We start from the raw sequence: 23,590 nt of genomic DNA, 5'->3' as shown, positions 1-23,590 counted from the left end.
CGTTTGATTATAGCTATTATTCATATCGCTTAACAAGAAAACCCCTGAACTGGAGTGCAGCGTGAGCTGTGTATCCGATTCAGGGGTTTCTTTTGGCTTTTGATATGTTGTTCTCCGAGTCTATTATATAGAGTCAGCGGTCTCAGTCAGGTTCAACGGACTAGGGGGTGTATTCGAGTCAGGGGTATTCCGCTTTAGCCAGTTCACAACGTGCTGGGCCACTTCTGTTCGGTTAATCTCATGCAGCATTTCATGGCGTCCATCCGGATAAAGGCGATACTCAATATTCTCCAGGTGAAGTTTCTTATACTGCGAGACCAGATTAAGAACGCCTTTGCCATGAAGTCCGACAGGGTCCTTCTCACCTGAGAACAGGTATACGGGTTTGTGTTTGGGTATGCGCTCCATATTGTGTGGAAAATGGACTTCAAGCAGCAATTTGAAAAAGTCGCGGAAAAAGCCTGCTGTACAGACGGCTCCGCACAGGGGGTCATCAATGAATCGCTGAACCTCTTGTGAGTCCCGGGACAACCAATCAAACGGTGTAGTTGCAGGGCGGAAAGAGCGATTAAATCCACCAAATACAATCGCGTTGAGCAGCATGCTGGGGTGGGTAGCCCCCTGAATGCCGCATTGTAAAAAGGCGAGTTTCTCTCCAAACCGGAGCAGACCGCGTCTGCCGTTTGTCCCGGATAAAATAAAGGCATGGTACTGCTCATGACCAGCGTACATGAGATGTTGTACCAAGAATGAGCCCATGCTGTGTCCCATTAGAAACAGGGGCACCCCAGGATTCTCCTTGGCGGCTACTTCGCCCAGATTGATCATATCACTCGCCATCCAGCGGAAGGCATCGATACCAGCATTACCAAGCAATTTGGCATTCTCCACAGTTTTGCCATGACCCCGATGGTCATTGGCATAAACCGCATAGCCATTTTGGGTAAGGATGTCGGCAAATTCGGCGTATCGGGCTGCCGTTTCGCCCATGCCATGTGCAATTTGCACTACACCTTTAACGTTACAATCCGGATCGGGAAGCCAGCGGTACACATGAATACGGGTACCTTCACTAGCGACCAAGGCAAAGGTAGATTCCTGCATCTCGTGTAATTCCTCCTTCACAGGTCACATATAAGCTTGATTTAGGGTAGATAAGAGCGAAGAACAGTGGTATTCCCGTTCAATGTATAAGAACCCAGATTGGCTGGCAAGAGATAACATTGTCCAGCTTTCAATTCAATGCTGTCTGATTCAGCATGTGCCCACTCCAAAGTTCCTTCTCCTTCACAGACAACGAGAATCGTGAAGCTGTCAGGATTGGTGGAGAGTTCCCAACGTTTATTCACAATACCTTTTTCAACTACAAAATAAGGGCATTCCGCAAGCTTGAGCCATTCACCAGGAGTAGCGTTATTTGTTTTCATCGTTGAGGCACCTGCGCCCTCATAGGCGGTGACATTTAATGAGTCTTCAACATGCAACTCACGTGGTTTGCCATCCAGCCCTGGACGATTATAATCGTATATGCGGTACGTCGTATCCGAGTTTTGCTGAATCTCAGCGACAACGACACCTGCACAGAGCGCATGCACTGTTCCCGCAGGGATAAAGAACGTATCGCCGGCCTCTACAGGTACCTGACGAAGGGTATCCATCACCGTGCCGTTTTCCAATGCTTCTTTTAATGTTGCCCGATCAACGCCGTCGTTCAAGCCATAGATGATGTGTGCGCCCGGTTTTGCGTCGAGTACATACCACATTTCTGTTTTGCCAAGCTCGCCTGGAGGAAGTGCCTCATAATCGTCTGTTGGATGAACCTGAACGGACAGGTCATCGTTGCAGTCAAGCAGCTTAATCAGAAGGGGGAAACGGCCGCCTTTTTCAGAGACACCTTTGGTTCCAAGCCATTCGGTGCCCAGTTGTTCACGAACTTCATCCAGACCTTTGCCAGCCAGTGCTCCATTTAATACCTTGGTTGTACCGTTGGGATGATCCGCAATCATCCATCCTTCTCCGATATGTCCTTCAGGGGGCGTAAGGCCGAATTGCTCCAGCGCACGACCGCCCCACACACGTTCTTTGAACTCAGGTTGGAATTGTAATGGGTATGGCGTAGACATCAGTAATCTCTCCTCTAGTATATGAAATGGTGGATCGCTTTAATCAGTCATGGGTATGTAGTCGCCATGAGCAAACAAGTGAATACGTTTGCATATGTAGATGTAGAACACAGATCGCAGTAAGAAAAAGCCGTTAATAGCTCGCCTTGCGATTGTGTCTAGTTTATTGTATTTGGTGAACAAAGGAAATTATTTTTTCTCGATTCCGATCAGAAAAGGAGAAGTTTCTCGCTGCAATTGGCGATAGATCACAACCTGTGCCTGTTCCACCGGAAGGGCAGAGGACCAGTCCAATACAGCTTCTGCTTCCTGTGCCCCTCCGTCATGACCGGGGTAGAGCACAACCGTAATAATTCCGCGAGGACGTAATAAAGCCAGTGCAGCCTCGAGTGCAGCGATCGTGCTGTCAGTCTCGGTGATGATGGAGGAATCTGCACTTTCTGAAGGCAGGTACCCCAGATTGAACATAACTGCACCAACCGTACCAAGCCATGACTCAGGAACTGCTTCTGCCATTCGATCATGGCTTAGTTGAAGCATGGAGATGGAGCCAAGCTTGGCTTCATCATTTTGTTTTCGAATCCGGGCCTGTGCCAGCGTGAGGGCTTCACTTTGAATATCGAATCCAATGACTTGACCACGCCGGCCAACTTGTTGTGCCAAAAATAGTGTGTCTGCTCCTGTACCCACCGTTGCATCTATCGCCAGATCACCTGGCTGCAGACGGGAAGCAATCCACTGATGCGCACAGCTGAGAACCGAAAGAAAGCCCATCTATGCTCGCCTCCAATACTTACCTTGCCATGAATCCCGCTCTCGCAGCTCACGATCAATGGAGTTTAACACTTCCCATTTGTTCATGGACCACATCGGTCCAATCAACAGATCACGCGGTGCGTCGCCTGTAAGACGGTGTACGATCATTTCCGGTGGAAGCATCTCCAGTGTATCTACGATCAGCTTGATATACTCGTCCTGATCCAGAAAACGTAAAAGACCAGCTTCGTATTGCTTCACCATTGGTGTTTTGCGCATCAGATGCAGCAGGTGAATCTTGATTCCCTGTACATCCATATTGGCAACTGCCCGTCCAGTGTCCAGCATCATCTCATGTGTCTCTTGAGGCAGACCATATATGATATGTGTGCACACACGTATATTCCGTTTGCGCAGTTTCTCAACCGCTTCTTCATAACACTTCGTGTCGTGCGCGCGATTAATCAATGTTGATGTGGAATCATGGATCGTTTGAAGCCCCATCTCAACCCACAGGTAGGTGCGCTCGTTCAGTTCAGCCAAATAATCAACAACGTCATCTGGCAAACAATCCGGGCGAGTGGCGATGGACAAACCAACAACACCGGGTTGCTCAAGAATTTCTTCAAAATATTCACGCAGCTCCTCAACCGGAGCATACGTATTCGTATAGGCTTGGAAATAGCCAATATAATGGGCTGTAGGCCACTTGAGGTGCTGTTTATCTCGAATTGTATTGAACTGAGTGACCAGATCTTCACGTCTGCTGCCAGCAAAATCGCCTGATCCACGCGCACTGCAGAAGGTGCAACCACCTTTGGCAATGGAACCGTCGCGGTTGGGACAGGTGAATCCAGCATCCAGCATCACTTTGAAAACCTTATTGTTAAATTGATCTCGCATCTCATAATTCCAGGTATGGAATCGTTTATCTCCCCACAACAGAGGGGACTGTAATGCAGGTGCATTCATCTTCAGGGTACTCCTTTGGCTGTCGAATTACCGTAATCATACGTGAACAAAAGAAGAAGCGCTATGCGATTTCCGTCATAGACGATGGATAGCGATTATAGGTGTCTTCATGAACTTTTATCATTGTATCAAAAAACTAAAAAAAAAGGGAATCGAAACGCAAAAATAGGCCGTAAAATCAAGGTTTTCTCCTTGCTATAGTTTACACCTTATGTTATATTTAAATCAGCGTCAGACACCATCTAATGGGTATTATTCATCATAGCATTTGAATCAACGTTGACGTCATGGACCATACTATACCGTGAGGTGATATGAATGAATTCCCAAGTTAAAAACAATGAATTGAATCATGTGTCTGTTGAATTGACGGCAGAAGAAGCACTGGCTTTAACAGGTGTTCGTTTTAATGGAAATCCGAAAGTGAAAGCGGCTGCAAGACAAAAAGTTCGCGATGCTTTCGAAAAGACATTTGATTTTTCACACCAAGATAAGGTAGACTATGAACTACTAAAGTAGTTGGACCCCAATTCCAAATAAATCGAAGAGGGAATCTTTGAGATTTGCCCAAAGTGGCAGATCCGAAGATTCCCTTTTCATTGCTCTTTACAATTTGCCAGTTCTTCGGCAAAATAAGTCTGAGACAAGTATGGGACAAACGGAGGAATAAAATGCGTTTACGTGGCAGAAAAGGGATAAGAGAAAATCTGGAGCAGCAAGTTGATCTTGTTGTACTGGACCCCAAGCAACATAAAGGAAAATGGTCTGAACTGTTTGGCAATGATCACCCGATCTTCGTGGAATTTGGTATGGGTAAAGGTCAATTTATCAGCCAAATGAGTTATAAATATCCGGAATTTAATTTCATCGGTATTGATATGTATGATGAACTGGTGCGTCGTGCCAGTGAGAAAGCTCGTAATGCGTGGAGTCAGGCTGATGTGGAGACACCTCCGAACCTGAAGCTTGCGCTGGCGAATATTGAACAGATCGAAGAAGTTTTTGAACCGGAAGAACTGGAACGCATTTATTTGAACTTCAGTGATCCTTGGCCAAAAGCAAAGCATGCACGTCGTCGTTTGACGCACCCGCGCTTCCTGAAGAAATACACGGAATTGCTTAATCCCAAAGGTGAGATTCATTTCAAAACCGATTCGGAGACGCTGTTTGATTTCTCACTCAACGCCATTGCCGACTTCGGCCTGCAAATGACCAATATTTCTTTGAATCTGCATCGTGATGGTTTGAATGAAGAACATGTGATGACGGAGTACGAGCAGAAATTCATGGGTAAAGGTATGAACATTCACCGGGTTGAAGTGATTGTGGGTGAAGAGGCCTTGCGTGAGTATCAGCAGACACGTCTGGACAAGTATAAAGTTCGTGAAGCTTCGGATGAGTCTGGCGAAGATCAGGAACAGGAATAAATCGAAATCTAATTTAAACTCAATTAAGTAGAGCGACACATGAGGTGAATGATTCATTCTCATAAGTCGCTCTTTTTTTGCATTAACAATCGATGTGCATTACTCCATAAACTCAAGTCTGGGATGATTTCAGAAGTTTTCTGAATGAAATTCTTTGCGGCGATAATCGTTTGGTGTAACCCCGTTGAACTTTTTGAACATGCGATAGAAGTATGAACTGTTGGTGAAGCCGGTTCTCTCGGCAATATCGGCAACGGAGTTCTCCGTCTCCACCAGCAGATGCTGAGCCTTGGCTATGCGGGTTTCGTTAATCACGTCCGTGAGCCCTTTCAGGGTGAGCTGTTTGTAGAGCCTGCTCACATAGATGGGCGACATGCCCAACTCATCTGCAATGGAAGTTAGACAGAGATTGGGGTCCGCATAGTCCCGCTCTATAATGCCATTGATTTTGCGAATCAACTCTTCGTGCTTCAGCGTGCGTTTCTCCTCAACTTTGGAACCAAGCTCATCAAACATCCGATAGAAGTGTTCATGTACTTCACTAATGTCTTCCGCGTCTTTGACAGGCAGCATTAGACCATCCGAGACTGAATCAAGCGTGAGTTGATTATTCTTCTTGAGGGTATTTCGTACATGGTTCAGTGTCATCGTCAGATGGGATAAGGCTAGTTGGAAGACGGTAAATGGATAATCGGCTGTCTCGCCGACGATGTCTGCATAGACTTGTTTTGCTTCTCGCGTCTTGCCTGTCATTAGATGATCGACAAGTTGTCTTTCCTTACCTGCTGGGAATGCGTACTCCTTGGCATGATAAGCCATGATGTCAGAGGTATAGATCAGACAGCCCGGTCCCATGAACAAACGATGCAGTGAGGCTTCGGCTGATCTGGTGTAGGATGCAATACTGTCTTCCAATGAATCTTCTTCCGTACCGATCGTACAGGAGATGGAGCATTTCAAATGGGTCATTACAGCGGCCTGCATCATACGCAGCAGCTCTTCGATCCGGTTATGAGCAGGTTGTCCAAGTTCATCGCTTTCCTCTTTTTCATTGAAGACGAGTGTGATCAGATCACCGCCCATGTCGACAGCTTCCGCATTGTAGTGGAGATCGGCTGTCTCGGTGCATATGTTCATCATGGCGTATTTTACAAGCTGGGTCTCATCACGGTACGTTTCGCAGAATTCGGTAAAATGGTCAATACGCAGCAATACCAGCCTGGATGCACGCTGAACATCAATGGAGGAACCATAGAACTTCATCCGTTCTTCCAGCATACCTCCAGTTACTGTTTCGCGGCCTTGCAGGGCCCCTCGTAGAAAATCCTGCCGTAACAAATGAAGACTGCCACGTCGCTCTGCTTCCATCACACGTAAACGAACAAGCACCTTATCAATAGGGTGATATAGTTTGCGGGACACAAGGTAAGAGAGCAGCAACCCTGCGAAGAGAAGTCCAACACAAAACAGAACGGTATGTGTGCGCATACTCCGTATATCTGAAGTAATCAGATCATAAGGTGTTATTCTCACATAACGCCAACCCAGGTCATCGGGAGCGGTATAGGTGATGAGAGATTTTTCTCCGTCGACCTTCTCGGTAAAGTAAGCTGATTGCCCCGTATCCTGCATAATTGGCTTCATAAAAGCTTCGCTGGAGAGATTTTTCATCAATGCACGGTCGCCAAAGTCAGATAAAAGGTCTCCCTTCTCATTCACGATAAAGGTTTTGCCTGGTTGATCCACAGCATTCATATTGGGACTGAGCCAATCATCCTTGATATTAACGATGACAGCATAGTTTAGCTTCGCGTTATCATTAATCGTGTCATAACAGAGATAGGTGTAGCTGTTAACCTCTGTTGCTTCGGTAGAGCCGACCTGATATGTACGCGGGATGGGCACAAAAGGTTTATAGTCATGGAAGCGTTGGAGGATGCTTGTAATCCCCTGATCATCGATCTCCGAGATGGACTGCTGCCCATTGCGCACGTTGGAACTGATAAAGAATTCATTACTTTTGGAGTTATATACATAGATGGATTCAATAAAGGGAAGGGACATACGGTAGTTGTCGAGCTGCTCCATCGCCGATGTGATTTCATAGATATTTGGTTTGGAATAGAGCAGTAATGAAGAGATGGTGTAGTCCTGATAAATCTGATATGACAATGATTTTGCAGTCTCGGTCATTTTGGCCACTTCACGGCTGGTTTGAGTAAGACTGTTCATATCTGTACGATACACCTGACGAAGAGCAATTCGATTATAGTTGACGTACAAAATAGAAGAAGCCACAAGTAAGGTAGCGACGGTACTGATAATAATGCCGATCAGAATCCGTGTGAAGACCTTCTGACTGTCCTCTGAACGTTTACGCATTCTGTTTCCCCCTCAGACCTCCTATTTTGGGTGAACAACATAGAATTTCATATACATATGTGAGGCTTCATATATCGATGTACAGAAGAGCAAGAGTAACTTGAATTATATATTATGTATGCGTTTACATCAATGCTGGACAGGCCATTTTGCCTGTTTTCTCTACATAAAGTTCAACTTTCGCTGGATTGTTCACTAGGTGTAGCCTATGCACGATATCAACATTTGTGAACGGATGTATGTGAATGTCTGTTCATTTCATGGTTCGTTCATTTTGTTCATAGTTCATTTCGCAGAATCGTTCATTTTCTGAAGGGAAGCTTCAGTATCCGTGAGTGAAGAGAGCATCTACAATAAAAAGAGAGCTCCACCACGTAGCACCGCAAGAAATTCGGGAGGGATCGAGCCATGCTCAAAGAATTGAACAAAAACAAAATCATGTTTCTGATGCTGTTGCCCACGCTGATCTTTTTTCTGATTAACTCGTATTTTCCGATGGTCGGCATCTATTATGCGTTCACCCGGTATGATTTTGAAGGCGGATTATTTGGTAGTCCATTTGTCGGTCTGGAGAACTTTAAGTTCCTATGGCAATCCGGAATGTTGCTGAAGCTCACAACCAATACCGTGGGTTACAATCTCGCCTTCATTATATTAGGAAACGGTCTGGCGATCTTCTGTGCGATCATGCTTAGCGAGATCCGGGGCAGGTTATTCAAAAAAATCACGCAATCCGTCATGTTCTTGCCGTATTTCATCTCATTTGTACTATTAAGTGTAATCGCTTACAACATGTTCAACTACGAGTCGGGTTTTGTGAACACGGTGCTCAAACGTTTTGAGGCCGGCCCGGTCGACATTTATAACACACCCTGGATCTGGGTGTTCCTGATCATCATCTTTTATCTATGGAAAAATCTTGGATACAGCATGGTCATCTATCTGGCCGCCATAACGGGTATCAGTGACGAGTATTATGAAGCTGCCCGAATCGACGGGGCGAATATATTTCAGCGGATCTGGTACATTACGGTACCAATGCTGAAGCCAACCTTTGTCATCCTGTTGTTGTTCTCACTCGGCAGCATTATGAAGGGGCAGTTTGACCTGTTCTATCAACTGATCGGCAACAACGGGGTGTTGTACAACGCTACAGATATTATTGATACGTATGTGTATCGTTCACTGAAAGTAACGTTTGATATCGGGATGGCAACGGCTGCTGGTCTGTATCAGTCCTTGTTTGGATTCATTTTGATCATGACCGTCAACTATATTATCCGCAAAGTAAATGAGGACTACGCCTTGTTCTAGAACGCCCGCAGGGCAGGAGGGAGAACGATCATGAACACGCCAATGAATACTCACACTCGTACGAATACTCGTCTCAGAGATTCGGAATTCACTTTCATGTTCCAACTGATTTCCTACAGCTTCATCATCATTTTATCAATCATGTGCTTGCTACCGTTTCTGCTGATTCTATCCGGTTCATTCAGCAGCAACGAGTCCATTGTGAGGGATGGTTATCACCTCTTTCCAACGGACTTTTCCCTGGAAGGTTACAAAATGGTGTTCAAATTCCCGACTCAGGTACTCAAAGCTTATGGGGTAACGGTCTTTACAACGGTGGTGGGGACTACGCTAGGGCTGTTCCTCATCACGATGGCCGGATTTGTGCTCCAACGTAAGGATTTTAAATATCGGAACACGTTCTCGTTTTTTATCTACTTCACAACCCTGTTTGGTGGGGGACTTGTGCCTTGGTACATTATGCTGGCGAACTACTTCAATCTCACAGATACGTACACCGTACTTATTTTCCCGGGGCTGATGACGCCATTCCTCATTATCCTGATGAAAAACTTCATTCGCTCGGCAGTGCCGGATGAATTGATTGAGTCCGCCAAAATTGATGGAGCGAATGACTTCCGCATCTATTTCAGCATTGTGTTGAAACTGGCGATGCCTGGTATCGCCACCGTAGGTCTGTTCTTGGCACTCGGTTACTGGAATGACTGGTTTACCTCATCCCTCTTCATTAACAACCCGGATATGTACCAACTGCAATTTTATCTCTACAACACGATGAACACGATCACATTCATTGACCAGATGGCGATTGGCACAGGGATCACACTCAGTCAGGATGTGCCTACCGAATCAACCAAGATGGCAATGGCTATCGTTGTAACGGGACCGATTTTGTTCCTGTATCCGTTTGTACAACGTTATTTTGTTAAAGGACTCACCATTGGTGCAGTGAAAGGTTAGAACGTGAACGCGCTGTGGGCGTCAGGCCACTGATATCATTTCAGGTCTGAAACATGGCGAGTCTGCGCTAACATATAAAGGTTCACCACAAAAAGGGAGGATGCGTATGCGTAACAAAACAATTCGGCACCTGTCTCTGGTACTTGCCCTGATGTTGTTCGCCGGGGTACTTGCCGCATGTAATAACGATTCGGGGGGATCGACGCAAGGAAGCGAGCAGGGAGGAACATCCGGGAACAAAGGCGAGAAAGTCACGCTCCAATTTTACATGCTTGGGGATGCTCCGAAAGATCTACCTGTTATTGAATCCGAGATCAATAAGCTGGCTGAGGCTGATCTGAACGTCAATGTGAAATTCAACTACACCTCATGGACCGACTGGGATCAAAAATATAAATTGTTGCTGTCTTCCGGGCAGCCGATCGATCTGATCTTCACAGCGGATTGGACATTCTACCAGTCCTATGCCAAGAAGGGCGCGTTCCTGCCACTGGATGAAATGCTGCCTACAGCAGCGCCGGCGCTGAAAGCTCATGTCCCTGATGACATGTGGAATGCTGTCAAAATCAATGACAAAATCTATACTGTTCCATCAACTTGGATTGAGTATGTAACCGAGGGAATTGCGTACCGTGAGGACTTGCGCGAGAAGTACAATCTTCCAAAACCGGAATCCTTGGAGACGCTAGAAGCGTATCTGGAGGGCATCAAAGCCAACGAACCCAATATGATTCCGATTGCGGATAGCAATGCCAACCATACCCATGGTATTCGTCAATTGACATCCAAGCTGGTTAATACAGCAGGTCAACTTCCATATGGACTGGATATTATGTATGAAACACCAACAACCGTGACGTCCTACTGGGGATCGGCGCAACATCTGGAAGACCTGAAAACATACAAACGCTGGATGGATAAAGGCTTTTTCCCGAAAAACGTACTGAATGTAAAGGATACTTCCAACTCATTGCTGCAAAATGGAAAAGCGGCTGTTGTTCTGTCCGGGGAGAACCCGAACAAATTTAATGCAGATGTTATCAAGGTGCAGTCTACTCATCCAGATTGGAAACTGGCTTATTTCCCGTACCCGAATGCGAAAGGGTTTGCACAACCGGTTCACCCGATCCACAATGGTTTTGCGATTCCGCGTAGCAGTAAAAACCCGGAAAAAGCATTGGCATTTTATGAGAAACTGGTGACAGACAAACGATATAATTGGTTGACTGAATACGGCGTTGAAGGCAAAAACTTCGAGGTAGATAATGGATACTACAAAATGGTCGGAGATGCACAAACCAACGGCTTCCCACGTGAGGGTATGAATGGTTGGGCATGGCGTAATCCGGAATTCATGCTCTATGATAAAACCTTTGATGACGTGCTGACCATGTTTGAAGATCTCGACAAAATCAAAAAGCCGGATATTTATACCGGATTTGCTGAAGACTGGACACCGTACCAAGCCGAGAAGGCTGCATTGGAACAAGTGGAAAAACAATATCTGTATCCGCTTAATGTAGGTTTGGTGGCAGACGTAGGGGCTGGATTGAACACATTTATGGAGAAGGCTAAACAAGCAGGATTGGAAAAAATTCAGGCAGAATACACCAAGCAGTGGCAGGAGTATTTGAAGTCTACAGGCATACAATAGTTTGTACTTTCCTTCATAAAGAAAAGGTGCCTTCAAATTCGAAGGCACCTTTTCAATGTGGTTGCAGGCTTGTTTGAAGCCGTTGGTTAGAGGCGTGATTGGACGAAGAATACAGGAAGCGACATCCTAATGGGATAAATTCATAAATGGGCCTCTTCTGCGGATGAAGGACGAACGTCCTCCAGCAGATCGATAATACTTTGAGCGCTCTGCATTGGATGAACCTTGGCGATTTCCGCCAAATGACGTTTGCGTACAACATCCGGGTAGTAATGCAACAGCTTGTTCATCCATTTAACCACTACGTCGGGCGAAGTTATGGGTTCTCCCAACCCTCTTGCTGTAAAATAATGGACGTTTTCTTCTTCCTGACCAGGTATAGGGTTGTGGAACAACATGGGAATTCCTTTCGCCAAGCCTTCACTGCATGTCATTCCCCCAGGTTTGGTGATCAGAAGGTCGGATACTTCCATTAATTTGTCCACTTCGTTGGTGTACCCCATAATGTGAATATTTTCTTTGCGATACATCGGGTTCTGTTCCATGCTGATCCGTGTTTTATCATTGCGACCCAGACAAAAAATGATCTGAATATCTTCATGCCAACGTGTCAGCAGCGGATGGACCAGCTTGTCGCTGAGCATTCCCCAACCGCCGCCCATCACCAGTACAGTAGGCATGTTCTTGAGGTTAAATCTGCTTCGGATCTCTTCTCGTCCGGGATGCTCCCAAAAATTTGGATGCACCGGAATGCCCGTGACTCGAATGTTGTCTGCAGGTACGCCTCGTAGCATTAGTTTGGACTTAACCTCATCTGAAGAAACCAGATAAAGGTCTACTTCACGGTTAATCCACGTCCCATGTGCATCATAGTCGGTGATGACTGTGCATAGGGGAACCTGTACACCCAGACGTTTCAGTCTGGATATGACAGCACTTGGAATCGGATGTGTACAGACAATCGCATCGGGACGTAACTGGCGCACAACGCTGCGTGTGTGTGTATAGAACAGTTTATGCAACGCCAGTGTGGTCAGCCTGTTCAATGATTTTTTATATTGGTGTCTGTATACGTATCCGAAAAGTTTGGGTTGGTTGGTAACCGTTTTTTTGTATGCTGTTATAATCAGAGGTGCAACCTTTGGATTTAAGAAACTTCCCAGTTCAAGCACTTTTGTCTGCACGTCTGGCGAGAGCTTTCGCAAATTGCTGGACAGTGCATAGGCGGCTTGAGTATGACCCGTACCAAAGCCTTCAGATAATAGTAATACTCTTTTTTTCTCCACGCTTACTTCACCTGTTCCTGCTAGGTTTTTCTGAGTCTAACATATCGGCTTTAAGACCAGAATGCAACTGTTGCAAGTGCGACTAAAGTACCTATTGTGGCACCCGCCAGAACATCGGAAGGATAGTGTAACCCCAGATAAATTCGAGAGAATCCGACAATAAGGGCCACAGGCAACAATATTAGCAATAAGATCGGATCAGTGGTCATAAAGGGAACTGTGACCGAAAAAATGGCAGTTGTGTGCCCTGAAGGAAACGAGTGATCCGTCAGGGGATTACGGAACGTAATTGTATCCGGCAAGGCCAGATAAGGTCGAATGCGGGGATACAATTTTTTCGCGATGGCTACAGGGATGTGGCTGACCGCAAGGGCGATACATGCCTGGAGTCCTGTTGTGCTCCATGGAGCTGGAGCAAGCAGCCAGATTAACAACGATATTGCAATAGATGAAGTTGCTCCACCCAGATGGGTGAAATAATACAGCCAAAAATTCATAAAACGATTATGAAGTCGGCCGTTGATCCACATAAAAACATTTCGATCATAATCTTGAAACTTTAAGAATAAACGGCTCATATTGGCCTCCTGCCAGTCAGGCCGCCCGTAATGGCGGCATTATTTCCGGTGATTTTCTGCATCCGGTTTCGTCCTGATTAGTATATAACCGTTTTTCATGAACTTGAGGTTATTTCAGGTATATGTTTATCATATTTTTAAATGTTGTCCTTTTCAAGAAGAACCCATGTAAAGAAAGTGAAATTCATGTTAAAGAGTGGATATATACCCATCTTAACTTTTTGACTTGGGTCAGCCAAAAAAGATACAATGATTCAACATGGCTGAAATGAGGTAAAAAAAATGTGAGTTCTGTTTCAAACTTTTTGAGGTCTGTTTGCGTTATTTGTTATAGAGCCTCTGACGAAGAATAACATGCTGATGAAAAAAGCAGGGACTTTAGAAATAAAAATCAAGTAAACGGCTGAAAATAAGATATAACAGGCATGAATGCGAGGTTGTGGTATCACGAAGTGTCTATTCAGCGTTTAAAGATCACATTTCTGCTTCAAAAAGTGGAATTGGGGTTTTGACAAATGACTGAAAAGGATACAGAATCGATAAAGCAGCCAACTGATAGCAACCAAGCTTTGAAACATTGCCTGATATATTCACGTAGTACACAAAAGAACAGGGTCATATTCTGCAGATCAAAAAAAAAATAAATTGCAGAATCAGGAAGAGAAATGCTTGAGTAAACTGGGTTTTGAAAAAAAGGGGGTAACAGAGAACGATGTTGGACGCTATATTCGTCACGATGCAGGTCATTCTGGCACTGCTAGCCGTGTACCAATTCACGTTTTCGCTGTTCGGTCTGATTAAGAAAAAGAAAAAGAAACATTATCCGGCTACAAAGTCATTCGCTGTACTCGTCGCAGCACACAATGAGGAACAAGTCATTGGTGCCTTGATGGAGAACTTGAAACAACTTGATTATCCGGAAGATCTGTACGATGTGTTTGTCATCTGTGACAACTGTACGGATGGAACGGCTCAAATTGTCAGAGAGCATGGATTAAACGCCTGTGTGCGTACCAATGCCGATTTAAGAGGTAAAGGGTACGCCATCGAATGGATGCTTAAGTACCTGTGGAAATTGCCACGTCAGTATGACGCAGTTGTTATGTTTGACGCGGATAACCTGGTTGACCGTAACTTCTTGCTTGAGATGAATGATGACTTGAACAATGGTTCGCGTGTTATCCAAGGATACATTGATACGAAAAATCCGGAGGATTCCTGGATTACTGCAGCTTACGGTGTATCTTACTGGTACATCAACCGTCTGTGGCAATTGTCTCGTCATAACTTGAATATGGCGAATTTCCTCGGAGGAACCGGAATGTGCTTTGAGACCAACCTGTTGAAGGAAATTGGTTGGGGGGCAACAAGTCTGGTTGAGGATCTGGAGTTTACGATGCGCAGTGTGCAACGTAATGTGTATCCTGTTTTCAACTATGACGCCAAAGTATTTGATGAGAAGCCATTAACCTTCAAAGCTTCAGCGAGACAACGTCTGCGCTGGATGCAAGGTCACTTTACAGTTGCGCGTAGATACTTCTTCCCGCTGCTATGGCAGTCCATTAAGGAAAGAAGCCTGGTGAAATTTGACCTTGCTATCTACGGAGCCAATGTATATGTGGTGTTGCTTACGTTCCTGATGACGGCTGTGATGTGGGTAGACATGGCTATATTCAGTGGTCCGCACATTGCTAATATTTATGGATACTTCCCGTTATGGGTTGGGTTCGTGGCTATTGGTTTGAACATTCTGACGTTCCTGTTGTCCATGGCGCTGGAGAAGGTTACCTTTGCCAAAGTTTATCTATATCTGATTTTGTTCCCGATCTACCTGCTGTCTTGGTACCCGATTACGTTCTACGCTTTCTTTACGCAGAACAACAAACAGTGGAGCCACACTCAACATACACGTGTTGTACGGTTGGATGAGGTGCAAAGCAAACAAGGGTAAGGAACATGCATGCGATACTTTGTTGACATCTGATATCACAAATGGGTAATTCACGAAAAAAAAGTTGTGAAGAATGTTGACAATGTATTTCATGGGTGATATAGTATTCAAGTGCCTTAAAGCGAATAGCAATGGAATCACAAGCAGAAGTCCGACTTCTCACCTGATCAACAAACATGTTGGCTGGTCAACGATCCCAATAATTTATGAAGTGTATACTCATGAAGAATTGTGTTGATTACAGGGATGTCGGTAGCTTGACCGGCATCCCTTTTATTTTTGTTTAACTGGATATTCAAAATGACCTGGAGGTGGACGATTATTAGTAAAGATCACATGATTAATGATGAGATTCGGGCGAAGGAAGTACGCCTTGTCGGAGCTGAAGGAGAACAAATTGGGATTACGCCCATTCGCGAAGCACTGCAAATGGCGATTGACCTGAATTTGGATCTGGTCAATGTGGCACCACAGGCTAAACCGCCGGTGTGTCGTATTATGGACTATGGCAAATTCCGCTATGAGCAACAAAAGAAAGATAAAGAAGCCCGTAAGAACCAGAAAATTGTTGATATTAAAGAAGTATGGTTCCGTTCCAATATTGAGGAGCACGATTATCAAACGAAGCTTCGTAATGTAGTTAAGTTTTTGAACGAAGGCGACAAAGTGAAATGTTCTGTTCGTTATCGCGGACGTGAAATTGCACATGCCGCGATTGGTCAACGGATTTTGGAGCGCGTTAAGGTAGAAGTTGCAGAACTTTGTACTGTTGAACGTCAACCGAAATTGGAAGGCCGCAGTATGATCATGATTTTGGCTCCTAAAGCCTGATAACATTGGAGGAGGAAACACAAAATGCCTAAAATGAAAACACACAGCAGTTTGAAAGGACGCTTCAAAATTACCGGTTCCGGTAAGGTCCTTCGTTACAAAGCTCACAAAAACCACTTGCTTTCCCACAAATCCAAACGTGCTAAGCGCGTTCTGAACGGTAACCCAGTTATGGCTGCCGGGGATGTTAGACGTTTGAAACAAGGCTTGGCTAACTTGAAAGGCTAATTTTAATTAGTACATTCCGTATGGGGGATCGGCTACGGCCGTACACATACCACGGATACATTTATATTTATTTGGGAGGTTCTTTAATATGGCAAGAGTAAAAGGCGGTTTTGTAGTACGTCGTCGTCATAAAAAGGTTTTGAAACTGGCAAGAGGTTATTTCGGTTCCAAACACCGTATTTTTAAAACAGCTAACGAGCAAGTAATGAAATCCCTGGTATACGCATACCGTGACCGTCGCAACACGAAACGTAACTTCCGCAGACTGTGGATCGTTCGTATCAATGCTGCAGCACGTATGAATGGTTTGTCTTACAACAAACTGATCCATGGTTTGAAACTTGCTGGAGTAGACATGAACCGCAAAATGTTGGCTGATCTGGCCGTTAACGACATCAATGCGTTCAACTCTTTGGCTACTGTAGCTAAAGGCAAAATCAACGCTTAAATTGTATGATACAAGCCGCCGTACCTATATGGCGGCTTTTTTTACGGCTTGGAAGAAATTCGAAGATGAATCTCTGAATGAGTAGAGCGAATAGGCTGTAGTCTGGAAGGGAACAATGAAACTAGATAACTGGTGAATAACGATCCATGGGAATACATAAAATACGAACGGTGAAATAATACAAATAAAAACAGGTAAATCCCACTCATCACTAAAGTTCGCGATATGTTTTTGTTATATAACATCACATCGTTGTAACGTTAGTGTGTTAAATCGCTAAATTATTAAGCGTTTTCAATAAAAAAAGAACAAAAATATGTGATATTTGGTGATGAAACATCTGGATTTTAACACTGGTTGATTGTATAATCACCTCTAGTAGGCTAGTCCTAGATTTTTCTCTCCATGTCATAATGTTCGGTTTTTCGACAGATGATAGGATGCTTTAAGGGTGAGAATGCGCTTTTAATGTCGAAGAAACCATACATTCTGCATAAAAGTCATTCCTGCTATCTGTTAACCGTTCAATTGTAGGCTGGATTGGAATGAGGGATATATCATTAAGGGGGAAAAAGAGAAATGAAAAAGATGCTCAGCTTGTCTTTGGTAATGTTGCTGGCGGTATCGGTTATGCTCGCAGGTTGCGGTAGCAAACCGAAAGAAGAAACAAATGCCGGAGGAGATAAAGGTGGTACACCCACTGAAGCGAAATCCGATCTCAAAATCGGTATGGTTACTGACGTAGGTGGAGTTAATGACAAATCCTTTAACCAATCCGCTTGGGAAGCTTTGCAAGCGACCGAAACAGAAACAGGTACTGCTGTTAAATACCTGCAAAGTAAATCCGATGAAGAGTACATTCCTAACCTGAACGAATTTGTTAAAGGCGGATATGATCTGACTTGGGGTATCGGTTTCCAATTGGCTGATGCAATCAAAACTGTAGCTGAGCAAAACCCTGATGCTAAACTCGCGATCATCGACAGTGTTGTTGATGCTCCTAACGTTAAATCCGTAACATTTGCTGAAGAAGAAGGATCTTACCTGGTTGGTGTTGTGGCTGGTCTGACAACTAAATCCAACAAAATTGGTTTTGTAGGCGGTATGGAAAGCCCACTGATCAAAAAGTTTGAAGTAGGATTCAGAGAAGGCGTTAAAGCAGTTAACCCTGATGCTCAATTCATTTCTAACTACACAGGTGCATTTGATAAACCTGACTTGGGTAAAGCAGCAGCAGCAACACTTTACAATGAAGGCGTAGATATTATCTTCCACGCTTCTGGCGCAACAGGTAACGGTGTGTTTAACGAAGCAAGTGCTCGTAAGAAGCAAGGTCAAGATGTATGGGTTATCGGTGTAGACAAAGACCAATCTCTTGAGTTTGGTGATGAGATCACTTTGACTTCCATGATCAAAAAAGTTGACGAAGCAGTTAAGCGCGTTAACAAAGAAGTAGTTGATGGTACATTCGCTGGTGGTTCCGAGAACCTGACTTTGAAAGAAAACGGCGTAGGTATTGCTGATACCTCTACTGCCAATGTACCTGCTGATACACTTGCTAAAGTAGAAGAGTACAAAGAAAAAATCATCAGCGGCGAAATCAAAGTTCCTACGGAGTAATTTTGATCTTAGTCGCAAATGAATAATCATTGGGGCCGGTCTTGACCGGCCTTATGATTGCAAGAACAGGAACATTTGATCAAGTCATCATAACAATTGTACAAGGTCACTGTGCACCAACGCTCCGGTAGGAGCTTTTCTTAAGATAATGGAATTGAGTTGTTCTTAATGAGTTGAACCATTCGATTATCGCAAGAAAAACTTCAGCTAAGCGCGGTCTGTCTTTTTTGAAAGTACGTCGATAGACGTTTTTTTTTACGTTTGCGGAACCACACTATATCAGTTATAAGGGTGATTACATGGGTGCAGCAACCCCCGTCGTTGAGTTAAAACAAATTACGAAGCGTTTCCCAGGCATTGTTGCCAACGACGCCATCAGCCTTCAGCTTCGTAAGGGCGAGATCCATGCGCTACTGGGCGAAAACGGCGCTGGTAAGTCAACGTTGATGAATATTGTATTTGGTCTCTATCAGCCAGATGAAGGTTCCATTGAAGTGAATGGCAAGCCTGTCATCATCGACAGCCCTAACCGAGCGATCGATCTTGGCATAGGCATGGTGCATCAGCATTTTAAACTTGTACAGCCGTTCACGGTAACAGAGAACATTATTTTGGGATCTGAACCAACGAAGGGTCTCAATATTAACTATAAAAAAGCAGCCGCTGAAGTTCAGCGTCTTTCCGAACAGTATGGACTTAAGGTGAATCCTCATGCCAAAATTCATGATATTTCTGTCGGAATGCAGCAACGTGTAGAGATTGTTAAAACGTTGTATCGCGGTGCAGACATTCTGATATTTGACGAGCCTACAGCCGTATTGACTCCTCAAGAGATCAAAGAACTGATGATTATCATGAAGAAGCTTGTAGCTGAAGGAAAGTCCATTATTTTGATCACGCACAAACTGAAAGAAATCATGGAAATCTCCGATACGGTAACGATTATCCGTCGGGGTAAAGTAATTGATTCGGTTAAAACATCGGAAACCAATCCGAATGAGCTGGCAGAGAAAATGGTGGGGCGGAATGTCACATTCAAAGTGGACAAAAAACCGGCTACACCTGGAGCCAATGTGCTCGAAGTCAGTAAATTAACGGCCAAGAATAAAGAAGGTATTTCGGTTCTAAACCAACTTAACCTGAACGTACGTGCAGGAGAGATTGTCGGAATCGCAGGCGTGGATGGTAACGGTCAAAGTGAACTGATTGAAGCCCTTACCGGACTTCGTAAAGTAGAGAGCGGTTCGATTCTTTTGGAGGGCAAGGAGCTGTCCAATCATTCTCCGCGCCATATCTCGGAGTCGGGTGTAGCCCACATTCCGGAAGATCGACATAAACACGGACTTGTACTTGATTTTTCAGTGAGTGAAAATATCGTTCTGGAATCGTATTATAAAGCACCATACACCCGTAAAGGGTTCCTTAACTTCGATGCCATCAAACAGCAGGCGAAGCGGCTTGTTGAGGCATTTGACGTGCGTACACCAAGCATCGAGACCAAAGCTCGGTCCTTGTCCGGAGGAAACCAGCAAAAGGCCATTATCGCCCGTGAGGTAGATAAAAACCCTGAACTGCTTATCGCTGCGCAACCAACACGTGGTTTGGATGTAGGGGCTATTGAGTTCGTTCAAAAGCAACTGATTGCACAGCGCGATCAAGGGAAGGCTGTTCTGCTGATTTCATTTGAGCTTGATGAGATTATCAATGTATCTGACCGAATTGCTGTTATTTATGAAGGTCAGATCGTTGGCGAGGTGCTGCCGGAAGAAACCAATGACAGGGAGCTCGGCTTGATGATGGCGGGCAGCACCCAAAAGAGAGGTACTGCGCATGAATAACGTATTGAAATGGTTTACGCGAGATTCATTTATTTTACCTGTAGTAGCTATTATTATGGGTCTTATTCTCGGTGGAGTTGTCATGCTGATTGGTGGTTACAATCCAATTGAAGCCTATGGTGCATTGTTCACCAAGGTATTTGGCGACATGTACAACTTTGGTGAAGCAGTACGGGAAATGACACCACTAATTATGACTGGACTTGCATTTGCATTTGCATCACGTGCGGGGTTGTTTAATATCGGGGGAGAAGGTCAATTTCTCGTTGGTATGACCGCTGCAACATTTGTTGGTGTTAAGTTTGCAGGTTTGCCGATCTACCTTCATGCGCCACTGGCTTTGATTGCCGGTGCATTGTTTGGTGGTCTGTGGGCCGCTATTGCTGGTTATCTGAAGGCGGCACGTGGGGTCAATGAAGTTATCAGTAGTATCATGTTGAACTGGATTGGTCTATATCTCGCCAACCTTATCGTTCGCCAATTCTTGCTGTTGAAGGGCGAGAATCGTTCCGTGGATATCAGCGAATCGGCTTCGATTAGTTTGACATGGCTCTCTGAACTGATGGGCAATTCGCGTGTACACATGGGGACGTTGATTGCCCTTGTGATGGCTGTGCTCTTTTATATCTATATGTGGAAAACAAAACAAGGTTATGAAATCCGCGCGGTAGGTTACAACCCTAATGCGGCTGAATATGCAGGTATGCATGTTAACCGGAATATCGTAAAAGCGATGTTTATCAGTGGTATGCTTGCCGGTCTTGGTGGTGCATTCCAGGTTCTTGGTGTGTTCCAATACCAAACCGTAATGTCGGGTTCACCGGGAACAGGCTTTGACGGAATTGCGGTTGCCCTGATTGGTTTGAATCATCCATTTGGGGTGTTATTGGGGGCGGTATTGTTTGGTACCCTCACGTACGGATCTGCAGGTATGAGTTTTGCTGCGGATGTTCCGCCTGAGATTATTCGGATTGTGATCGGTTCGATTATCTTCTTCATTGCGGCACAAGGCATCGTGCGCTGGATACTTAAACCGTTCTATTCGAAGCGTAAGAAAGAGAAGGTGTTGTAGATGGACTTGTTGACAATTGGGCAAATTATCAATACGACGCTTGTCTTTGCTACGGCATTGATTTTTGCATCACTCGGCGGAATTTTTTCGGAAAAATCAGGTGTAACCAACCTTGGACTTGAAGGTTTTATGGTCTTTGGTGCCTTTGCAGCTGGAATCGGGGCGCATTATGCTCAAGAAGCGGGCATGGGCGGAACGACATCGGCCTGGATGGGGGTTTTGCTCGCGATTGTATTGGGCGTAATGGTATCTCTGATTCATGCCGTTGCGTCTATCACATTTAAAGCAGATCAGATTATCAGTGGTATCGTCATTAACTTTTTGGCAGCAGGAAGTACGTTGTACTTGGTTAAACTGTTGTTTGAAGGTTCTGGTGATTCACCGTTGGTTCAAGGTTTCAGCAAGTTTGATGTGCCATTGTTGAAAGACATTCCTTTGCTTGGAGAAGCCTTCTTCAAGAACGTATATCCAACAACATATCTGGCCATTCTGTTCGTATTCCTGACGTATTACATCATGTTCAAAACGCCATTTGGTCTGCGTCTTCGTTCTGTAGGTGAACATCCAAGTGCGGCTGATACAGTTGGTGTTAAAGTGCTTCGTTATCGCTATATTGGCGTTATGATCAGTGGTGCGCTTGCGGCTATTGGTGGAGCTGCGATTACGTTGACGACTACGGGTACATTCTCACACAATACGGTTTCCGGCCAAGGTTATATTGCCATTGCAGCTATGATTTTTGGTAAGTGGAATCCGATTGGTGCCTTTGGTGCGGCTGTCTTCTTTGGATTCTCACAAGCGATCCGAAACTATGTACAGTTGTTTGAATGGTCACAAAGTATTCCCCAGGAAATTATTTTCATGTTGCCTTACCTGCTTACCATCATCGTTCTCGTTGCAGCGGTTGGACGTTCTTCGGCTCCGTCTGCACTCGGTGAAGCTTATGATCCGGGTAAAAGGTAACAACCTTTTCCATATCAGCTTAGCTATTCAGAGTTCTGATAAAGGGTCCGCCATGTGCGGGCCTTTTTTTGTTTTCTTGAACGCCCATCGACTTTTACACGCTTAACTTGGTTCTCGTGCAGATACCCATATTTTCAGGTAGGGACAAAGAAACAGGCGAATTCAGTGATGGACGAATACACTGTTTTGAACGATCCGAGGAGGAGGGGAAAGTATGAAACAACAAGTTACGCGTGATGAAGCGATGAAATTAATAGGCAAAAATATTGTTGCAATCAAAAAAGACGGCACTCGGGTTACGGGAAAGCTGTTGAAAGTATCGGGCAACAAACTGGTACTCAAGCGTTTGAATGGCAAAAAAGTACGTACAAAAGCGATTCTGCCACTGGTATTGTTTGATCTGCTCGCTATTGCCACACTGCCTTATGCTTATGGAGGTGGTCCCGGATATGGACCTGGACCAAAACCAGGGCCTGGATATGGTCCAGGCTACGGACCGGGATATGGACCTGGAGGACCTGGTGGCGGATATGGACCTGGTCCTGGATTCGGCCCTTATGGTCCAGGTCCACGCCCACCAGGATTTTTCTAGGACATTCTATAATGTTTTTTCCAATTCGTAGCAGCGGCTTATCATGATGTATCGAATCGCGCTGTATCCATTTTTTTGATAAAACTGAAGCCCTTTGGTATTGCCCTCATCCACCATCACTTTAGATCTTCGACAACCCCGGGATACCGCAAAGCTCTCTGCTTTGAGCAACAAAGTTTGCCCGTAACGTTTGCGTTGTTCTTTCGGACTAACGGCCATCATATCGACATAGAGCAATTCCCCATGCATGAGAAAATGGATGAATGCCACAGCAGCTTTGTCTGGCTCCGGCGAGACAACAAAGGTCATGCCCCTGTTCATTCGCAGGGGTATTTCTTTGCGGATTTTATTAATTTCCTTTTCGCTCATATGGGATAAAGGAACAAGTTGAGTGTCAATCAGCTTCATGATGGCGCCATCATCCAGCTTGGATGTGCGTTGCCGAATCACCATGCGGAGCCTCCTTTCAGGACCAGTCGTGCTGCTCGTATATCCTATGCCCGAAGCAAGATAAAAGGTGACTGAATGAAGCGCTGGGATTAGGGCAACCTTATAGGCTGAAGAGGAAGGAAAGAAGGTTCTCTGAATTTTTATG

The 23,590-nt window shown here is 44.9% G+C and carries 22 protein-coding genes; 14 read left to right on the top strand and 8 right to left on the bottom strand.

From position 1 onward, the window contains the following. Positions 1-123: 123 nt before the first annotated feature. From C170_RS13415 to C170_RS13400, 4 genes are all read right to left on the bottom strand, one after another. Entirely contained in the window at positions 124-1,104 is a 981-nt protein-coding gene (locus tag C170_RS13415; protein WP_036610200.1) for an alpha/beta fold hydrolase, read from the bottom strand. 41 nt (positions 1,105-1,145) lie between these two features. Then, positions 1,146-2,123, bottom strand: a complete 978-nt coding sequence (locus C170_RS13410) for a type I phosphomannose isomerase catalytic subunit (protein ID WP_036610197.1) — start codon at positions 2,121-2,123, stop codon at positions 1,146-1,148. A 189-nt stretch (positions 2,124-2,312) separates the two neighbouring features. After that, positions 2,313-2,897, bottom strand: coding sequence for a class I SAM-dependent methyltransferase (locus tag C170_RS13405; RefSeq protein WP_036610195.1), 585 nt, complete (start codon positions 2,895-2,897; stop codon positions 2,313-2,315). Further along, positions 2,898-3,851 carry a TIGR01212 family radical SAM protein gene (locus tag C170_RS13400; protein WP_036610193.1) on the bottom strand — a complete coding sequence of 318 codons (954 nt, stop codon included), beginning with the start codon at positions 3,849-3,851 and terminating at the stop codon, positions 2,898-2,900. It lies immediately after the preceding gene. A 318-nt stretch (positions 3,852-4,169) separates the two neighbouring features. Between C170_RS13400 and C170_RS13395 the strand changes: the two genes are divergently transcribed. Both C170_RS13395 and trmB read left to right on the top strand, forming a co-directional pair. Beyond that, entirely contained in the window at positions 4,170-4,370 is a 201-nt protein-coding gene (locus C170_RS13395; protein WP_036610190.1) for a hypothetical protein, read from the top strand. Between the two features lie 152 nt (positions 4,371-4,522). Next, positions 4,523-5,278, top strand: a complete 756-nt coding sequence (gene trmB / locus C170_RS13390) for a tRNA (guanosine(46)-N7)-methyltransferase TrmB (RefSeq protein WP_036610187.1) — start codon at positions 4,523-4,525, stop codon at positions 5,276-5,278. Between the two features lie 129 nt (positions 5,279-5,407). Here the strand turns inward: trmB and C170_RS13385 are convergent, their stop codons facing one another. Continuing rightward, positions 5,408-7,660 (bottom strand): AraC family transcriptional regulator, encoded by a 2,253-nt coding sequence (locus C170_RS13385; protein ID WP_036610185.1) that lies wholly within the window; start codon positions 7,658-7,660, stop codon positions 5,408-5,410. A gap of 408 nt (positions 7,661-8,068) precedes the next feature. Here C170_RS13385 and C170_RS13380 point away from each other — a divergent pair, with 408 nt between their 5' ends. From C170_RS13380 to C170_RS13370, 3 genes are all read left to right on the top strand, one after another. Continuing rightward, positions 8,069-8,974 (top strand): ABC transporter permease, encoded by a 906-nt coding sequence (locus tag C170_RS13380; protein ID WP_017689672.1) that lies wholly within the window; start codon positions 8,069-8,071, stop codon positions 8,972-8,974. Between the two features lie 96 nt (positions 8,975-9,070). Then, complete coding sequence (locus C170_RS13375; RefSeq protein ID WP_370511436.1) at positions 9,071-9,934, top strand: carbohydrate ABC transporter permease; 864 nt, start codon at positions 9,071-9,073, stop codon at positions 9,932-9,934. 100 nt (positions 9,935-10,034) lie between these two features. Then, positions 10,035-11,588, top strand: a complete 1,554-nt coding sequence (locus C170_RS13370; RefSeq protein WP_036610182.1) for an extracellular solute-binding protein — start codon at positions 10,035-10,037, stop codon at positions 11,586-11,588. Between the two features lie 140 nt (positions 11,589-11,728). Here C170_RS13370 and C170_RS13365 read toward each other — a convergent pair whose 3' ends face one another. Continuing rightward, the gene (locus tag C170_RS13365; protein WP_036610179.1) at positions 11,729-12,874 is read right to left on the bottom strand and encodes a UDP-N-acetylglucosamine--LPS N-acetylglucosamine transferase; all 1,146 of its coding nucleotides are present in this window, start codon (positions 12,872-12,874) and stop codon (positions 11,729-11,731) included. A 50-nt stretch (positions 12,875-12,924) separates the two neighbouring features. Continuing rightward, a complete protein-coding gene (locus C170_RS13360) occupies positions 12,925-13,452 on the bottom strand; it encodes a phosphatase PAP2 family protein (RefSeq protein WP_017689668.1) in 528 nt (175 codons plus the stop codon). A 712-nt stretch (positions 13,453-14,164) separates the two neighbouring features. On the opposite strand from C170_RS13360, the gene C170_RS13355 reads away from it, so the two are divergent. The 9 genes from C170_RS13355 (at position 14,165) to C170_RS13315 (ending at position 22,995) form a co-directional block, all read left to right on the top strand. Continuing rightward, the gene (locus tag C170_RS13355; protein ID WP_036610177.1) at positions 14,165-15,403 is read left to right on the top strand and encodes a glycosyltransferase family 2 protein; all 1,239 of its coding nucleotides are present in this window, start codon (positions 14,165-14,167) and stop codon (positions 15,401-15,403) included. A 336-nt stretch (positions 15,404-15,739) separates the two neighbouring features. Beyond that, positions 15,740-16,234: a translation initiation factor IF-3 gene (infC, locus tag C170_RS13350; protein ID WP_017689666.1), complete on the top strand. Its 495-nt coding sequence runs from the start codon at positions 15,740-15,742 to the stop codon at positions 16,232-16,234. Between the two features lie 24 nt (positions 16,235-16,258). Then, on the top strand, positions 16,259-16,462 hold the full coding sequence (rpmI, locus tag C170_RS13345) for a 50S ribosomal protein L35 (protein WP_017689665.1): 204 nt from the start codon (positions 16,259-16,261) through the stop codon (positions 16,460-16,462). Positions 16,463-16,550: 88 nt separating this feature from the next. Then, positions 16,551-16,910: a 50S ribosomal protein L20 gene (gene rplT / locus C170_RS13340; RefSeq protein ID WP_017689664.1), complete on the top strand. Its 360-nt coding sequence runs from the start codon at positions 16,551-16,553 to the stop codon at positions 16,908-16,910. A 579-nt stretch (positions 16,911-17,489) separates the two neighbouring features. Beyond that, a complete protein-coding gene (locus C170_RS13335) occupies positions 17,490-18,530 on the top strand; it encodes a BMP family lipoprotein (RefSeq protein WP_036610175.1) in 1,041 nt (346 codons plus the stop codon). Positions 18,531-18,829: 299 nt separating this feature from the next. Further along, entirely contained in the window at positions 18,830-20,368 is a 1,539-nt protein-coding gene (locus tag C170_RS13330; protein ID WP_036610171.1) for an ABC transporter ATP-binding protein, read from the top strand. After that, complete coding sequence (locus C170_RS13325; RefSeq protein ID WP_036610168.1) at positions 20,361-21,440, top strand: ABC transporter permease; 1,080 nt, start codon at positions 20,361-20,363, stop codon at positions 21,438-21,440. The genes C170_RS13330 and C170_RS13325 overlap by 8 nt, the downstream gene beginning before the upstream one ends. After that, on the top strand, positions 21,441-22,403 hold the full coding sequence (locus tag C170_RS13320) for an ABC transporter permease (protein WP_036610165.1): 963 nt from the start codon (positions 21,441-21,443) through the stop codon (positions 22,401-22,403). It begins immediately after the preceding gene. A 214-nt stretch (positions 22,404-22,617) separates the two neighbouring features. Beyond that, positions 22,618-22,995: a hypothetical protein gene (locus C170_RS13315; protein ID WP_036610162.1), complete on the top strand. Its 378-nt coding sequence runs from the start codon at positions 22,618-22,620 to the stop codon at positions 22,993-22,995. Between the two features lie 6 nt (positions 22,996-23,001). Here the strand turns inward: C170_RS13315 and C170_RS13310 are convergent, their stop codons facing one another. Beyond that, the gene (locus C170_RS13310) at positions 23,002-23,445 is read right to left on the bottom strand and encodes a GNAT family N-acetyltransferase (protein WP_036611020.1); all 444 of its coding nucleotides are present in this window, start codon (positions 23,443-23,445) and stop codon (positions 23,002-23,004) included. Positions 23,446-23,590: the final 145 nt, after the last annotated feature.

This window comes from Paenibacillus sp. FSL H7-689 (genome assembly GCF_000517905.1).
GTDB classification, from domain to species: domain Bacteria; phylum Bacillota; class Bacilli; order Paenibacillales; family Paenibacillaceae; genus Paenibacillus; species Paenibacillus amylolyticus.
Note: the sequence above shows the minus strand (reverse complement) of the source record. Positions and strands in the feature narration are given on the sequence as shown.

Excerpts from the sequence above, each read along its gene's own strand:
- C170_RS13415 (WP_036610200.1), bottom strand. The coding sequence starts at position 1,104 with ATGCAGGAATCTACCTTTGCCTTGGTCGCTAGTGAAGGTACCCGTATT.
- C170_RS13410 (WP_036610197.1), bottom strand. The coding sequence starts at position 2,123 with ATGTCTACGCCATACCCATTACAATTCCAACCTGAGTTCAAAGAACGT.
- C170_RS13405 (WP_036610195.1), bottom strand. The coding sequence starts at position 2,897 with ATGGGCTTTCTTTCGGTTCTCAGCTGTGCGCATCAGTGGATTGCTTCC.
- C170_RS13400 (WP_036610193.1), bottom strand. The coding sequence starts at position 3,851 with ATGAATGCACCTGCATTACAGTCCCCTCTGTTGTGGGGAGATAAACGA.
- C170_RS13395 (WP_036610190.1), top strand. The coding sequence starts at position 4,170 with ATGAATTCCCAAGTTAAAAACAATGAATTGAATCATGTGTCTGTTGAA.
- trmB (WP_036610187.1), top strand. The coding sequence starts at position 4,523 with ATGCGTTTACGTGGCAGAAAAGGGATAAGAGAAAATCTGGAGCAGCAA.
- C170_RS13385 (WP_036610185.1), bottom strand. The coding sequence starts at position 7,660 with ATGCGTAAACGTTCAGAGGACAGTCAGAAGGTCTTCACACGGATTCTG.
- C170_RS13380 (WP_017689672.1), top strand. The coding sequence starts at position 8,069 with ATGCTCAAAGAATTGAACAAAAACAAAATCATGTTTCTGATGCTGTTG.
- C170_RS13375 (WP_370511436.1), top strand. The coding sequence starts at position 9,071 with ATGTTCCAACTGATTTCCTACAGCTTCATCATCATTTTATCAATCATG.
- C170_RS13370 (WP_036610182.1), top strand. The coding sequence starts at position 10,035 with ATGCGTATGCGTAACAAAACAATTCGGCACCTGTCTCTGGTACTTGCC.
- C170_RS13360 (WP_017689668.1), bottom strand. The coding sequence starts at position 13,452 with ATGAGCCGTTTATTCTTAAAGTTTCAAGATTATGATCGAAATGTTTTT.
- C170_RS13355 (WP_036610177.1), top strand. The coding sequence starts at position 14,165 with ATGTTGGACGCTATATTCGTCACGATGCAGGTCATTCTGGCACTGCTA.
- infC (WP_017689666.1), top strand. The coding sequence starts at position 15,740 with ATGATTAATGATGAGATTCGGGCGAAGGAAGTACGCCTTGTCGGAGCT.
- rpmI (WP_017689665.1), top strand. The coding sequence starts at position 16,259 with ATGCCTAAAATGAAAACACACAGCAGTTTGAAAGGACGCTTCAAAATT.
- rplT (WP_017689664.1), top strand. The coding sequence starts at position 16,551 with ATGGCAAGAGTAAAAGGCGGTTTTGTAGTACGTCGTCGTCATAAAAAG.
- C170_RS13335 (WP_036610175.1), top strand. The coding sequence starts at position 17,490 with ATGAAAAAGATGCTCAGCTTGTCTTTGGTAATGTTGCTGGCGGTATCG.
- C170_RS13330 (WP_036610171.1), top strand. The coding sequence starts at position 18,830 with ATGGGTGCAGCAACCCCCGTCGTTGAGTTAAAACAAATTACGAAGCGT.
- C170_RS13325 (WP_036610168.1), top strand. The coding sequence starts at position 20,361 with ATGAATAACGTATTGAAATGGTTTACGCGAGATTCATTTATTTTACCT.
- C170_RS13320 (WP_036610165.1), top strand. The coding sequence starts at position 21,441 with ATGGACTTGTTGACAATTGGGCAAATTATCAATACGACGCTTGTCTTT.
- C170_RS13315 (WP_036610162.1), top strand. The coding sequence starts at position 22,618 with ATGAAACAACAAGTTACGCGTGATGAAGCGATGAAATTAATAGGCAAA.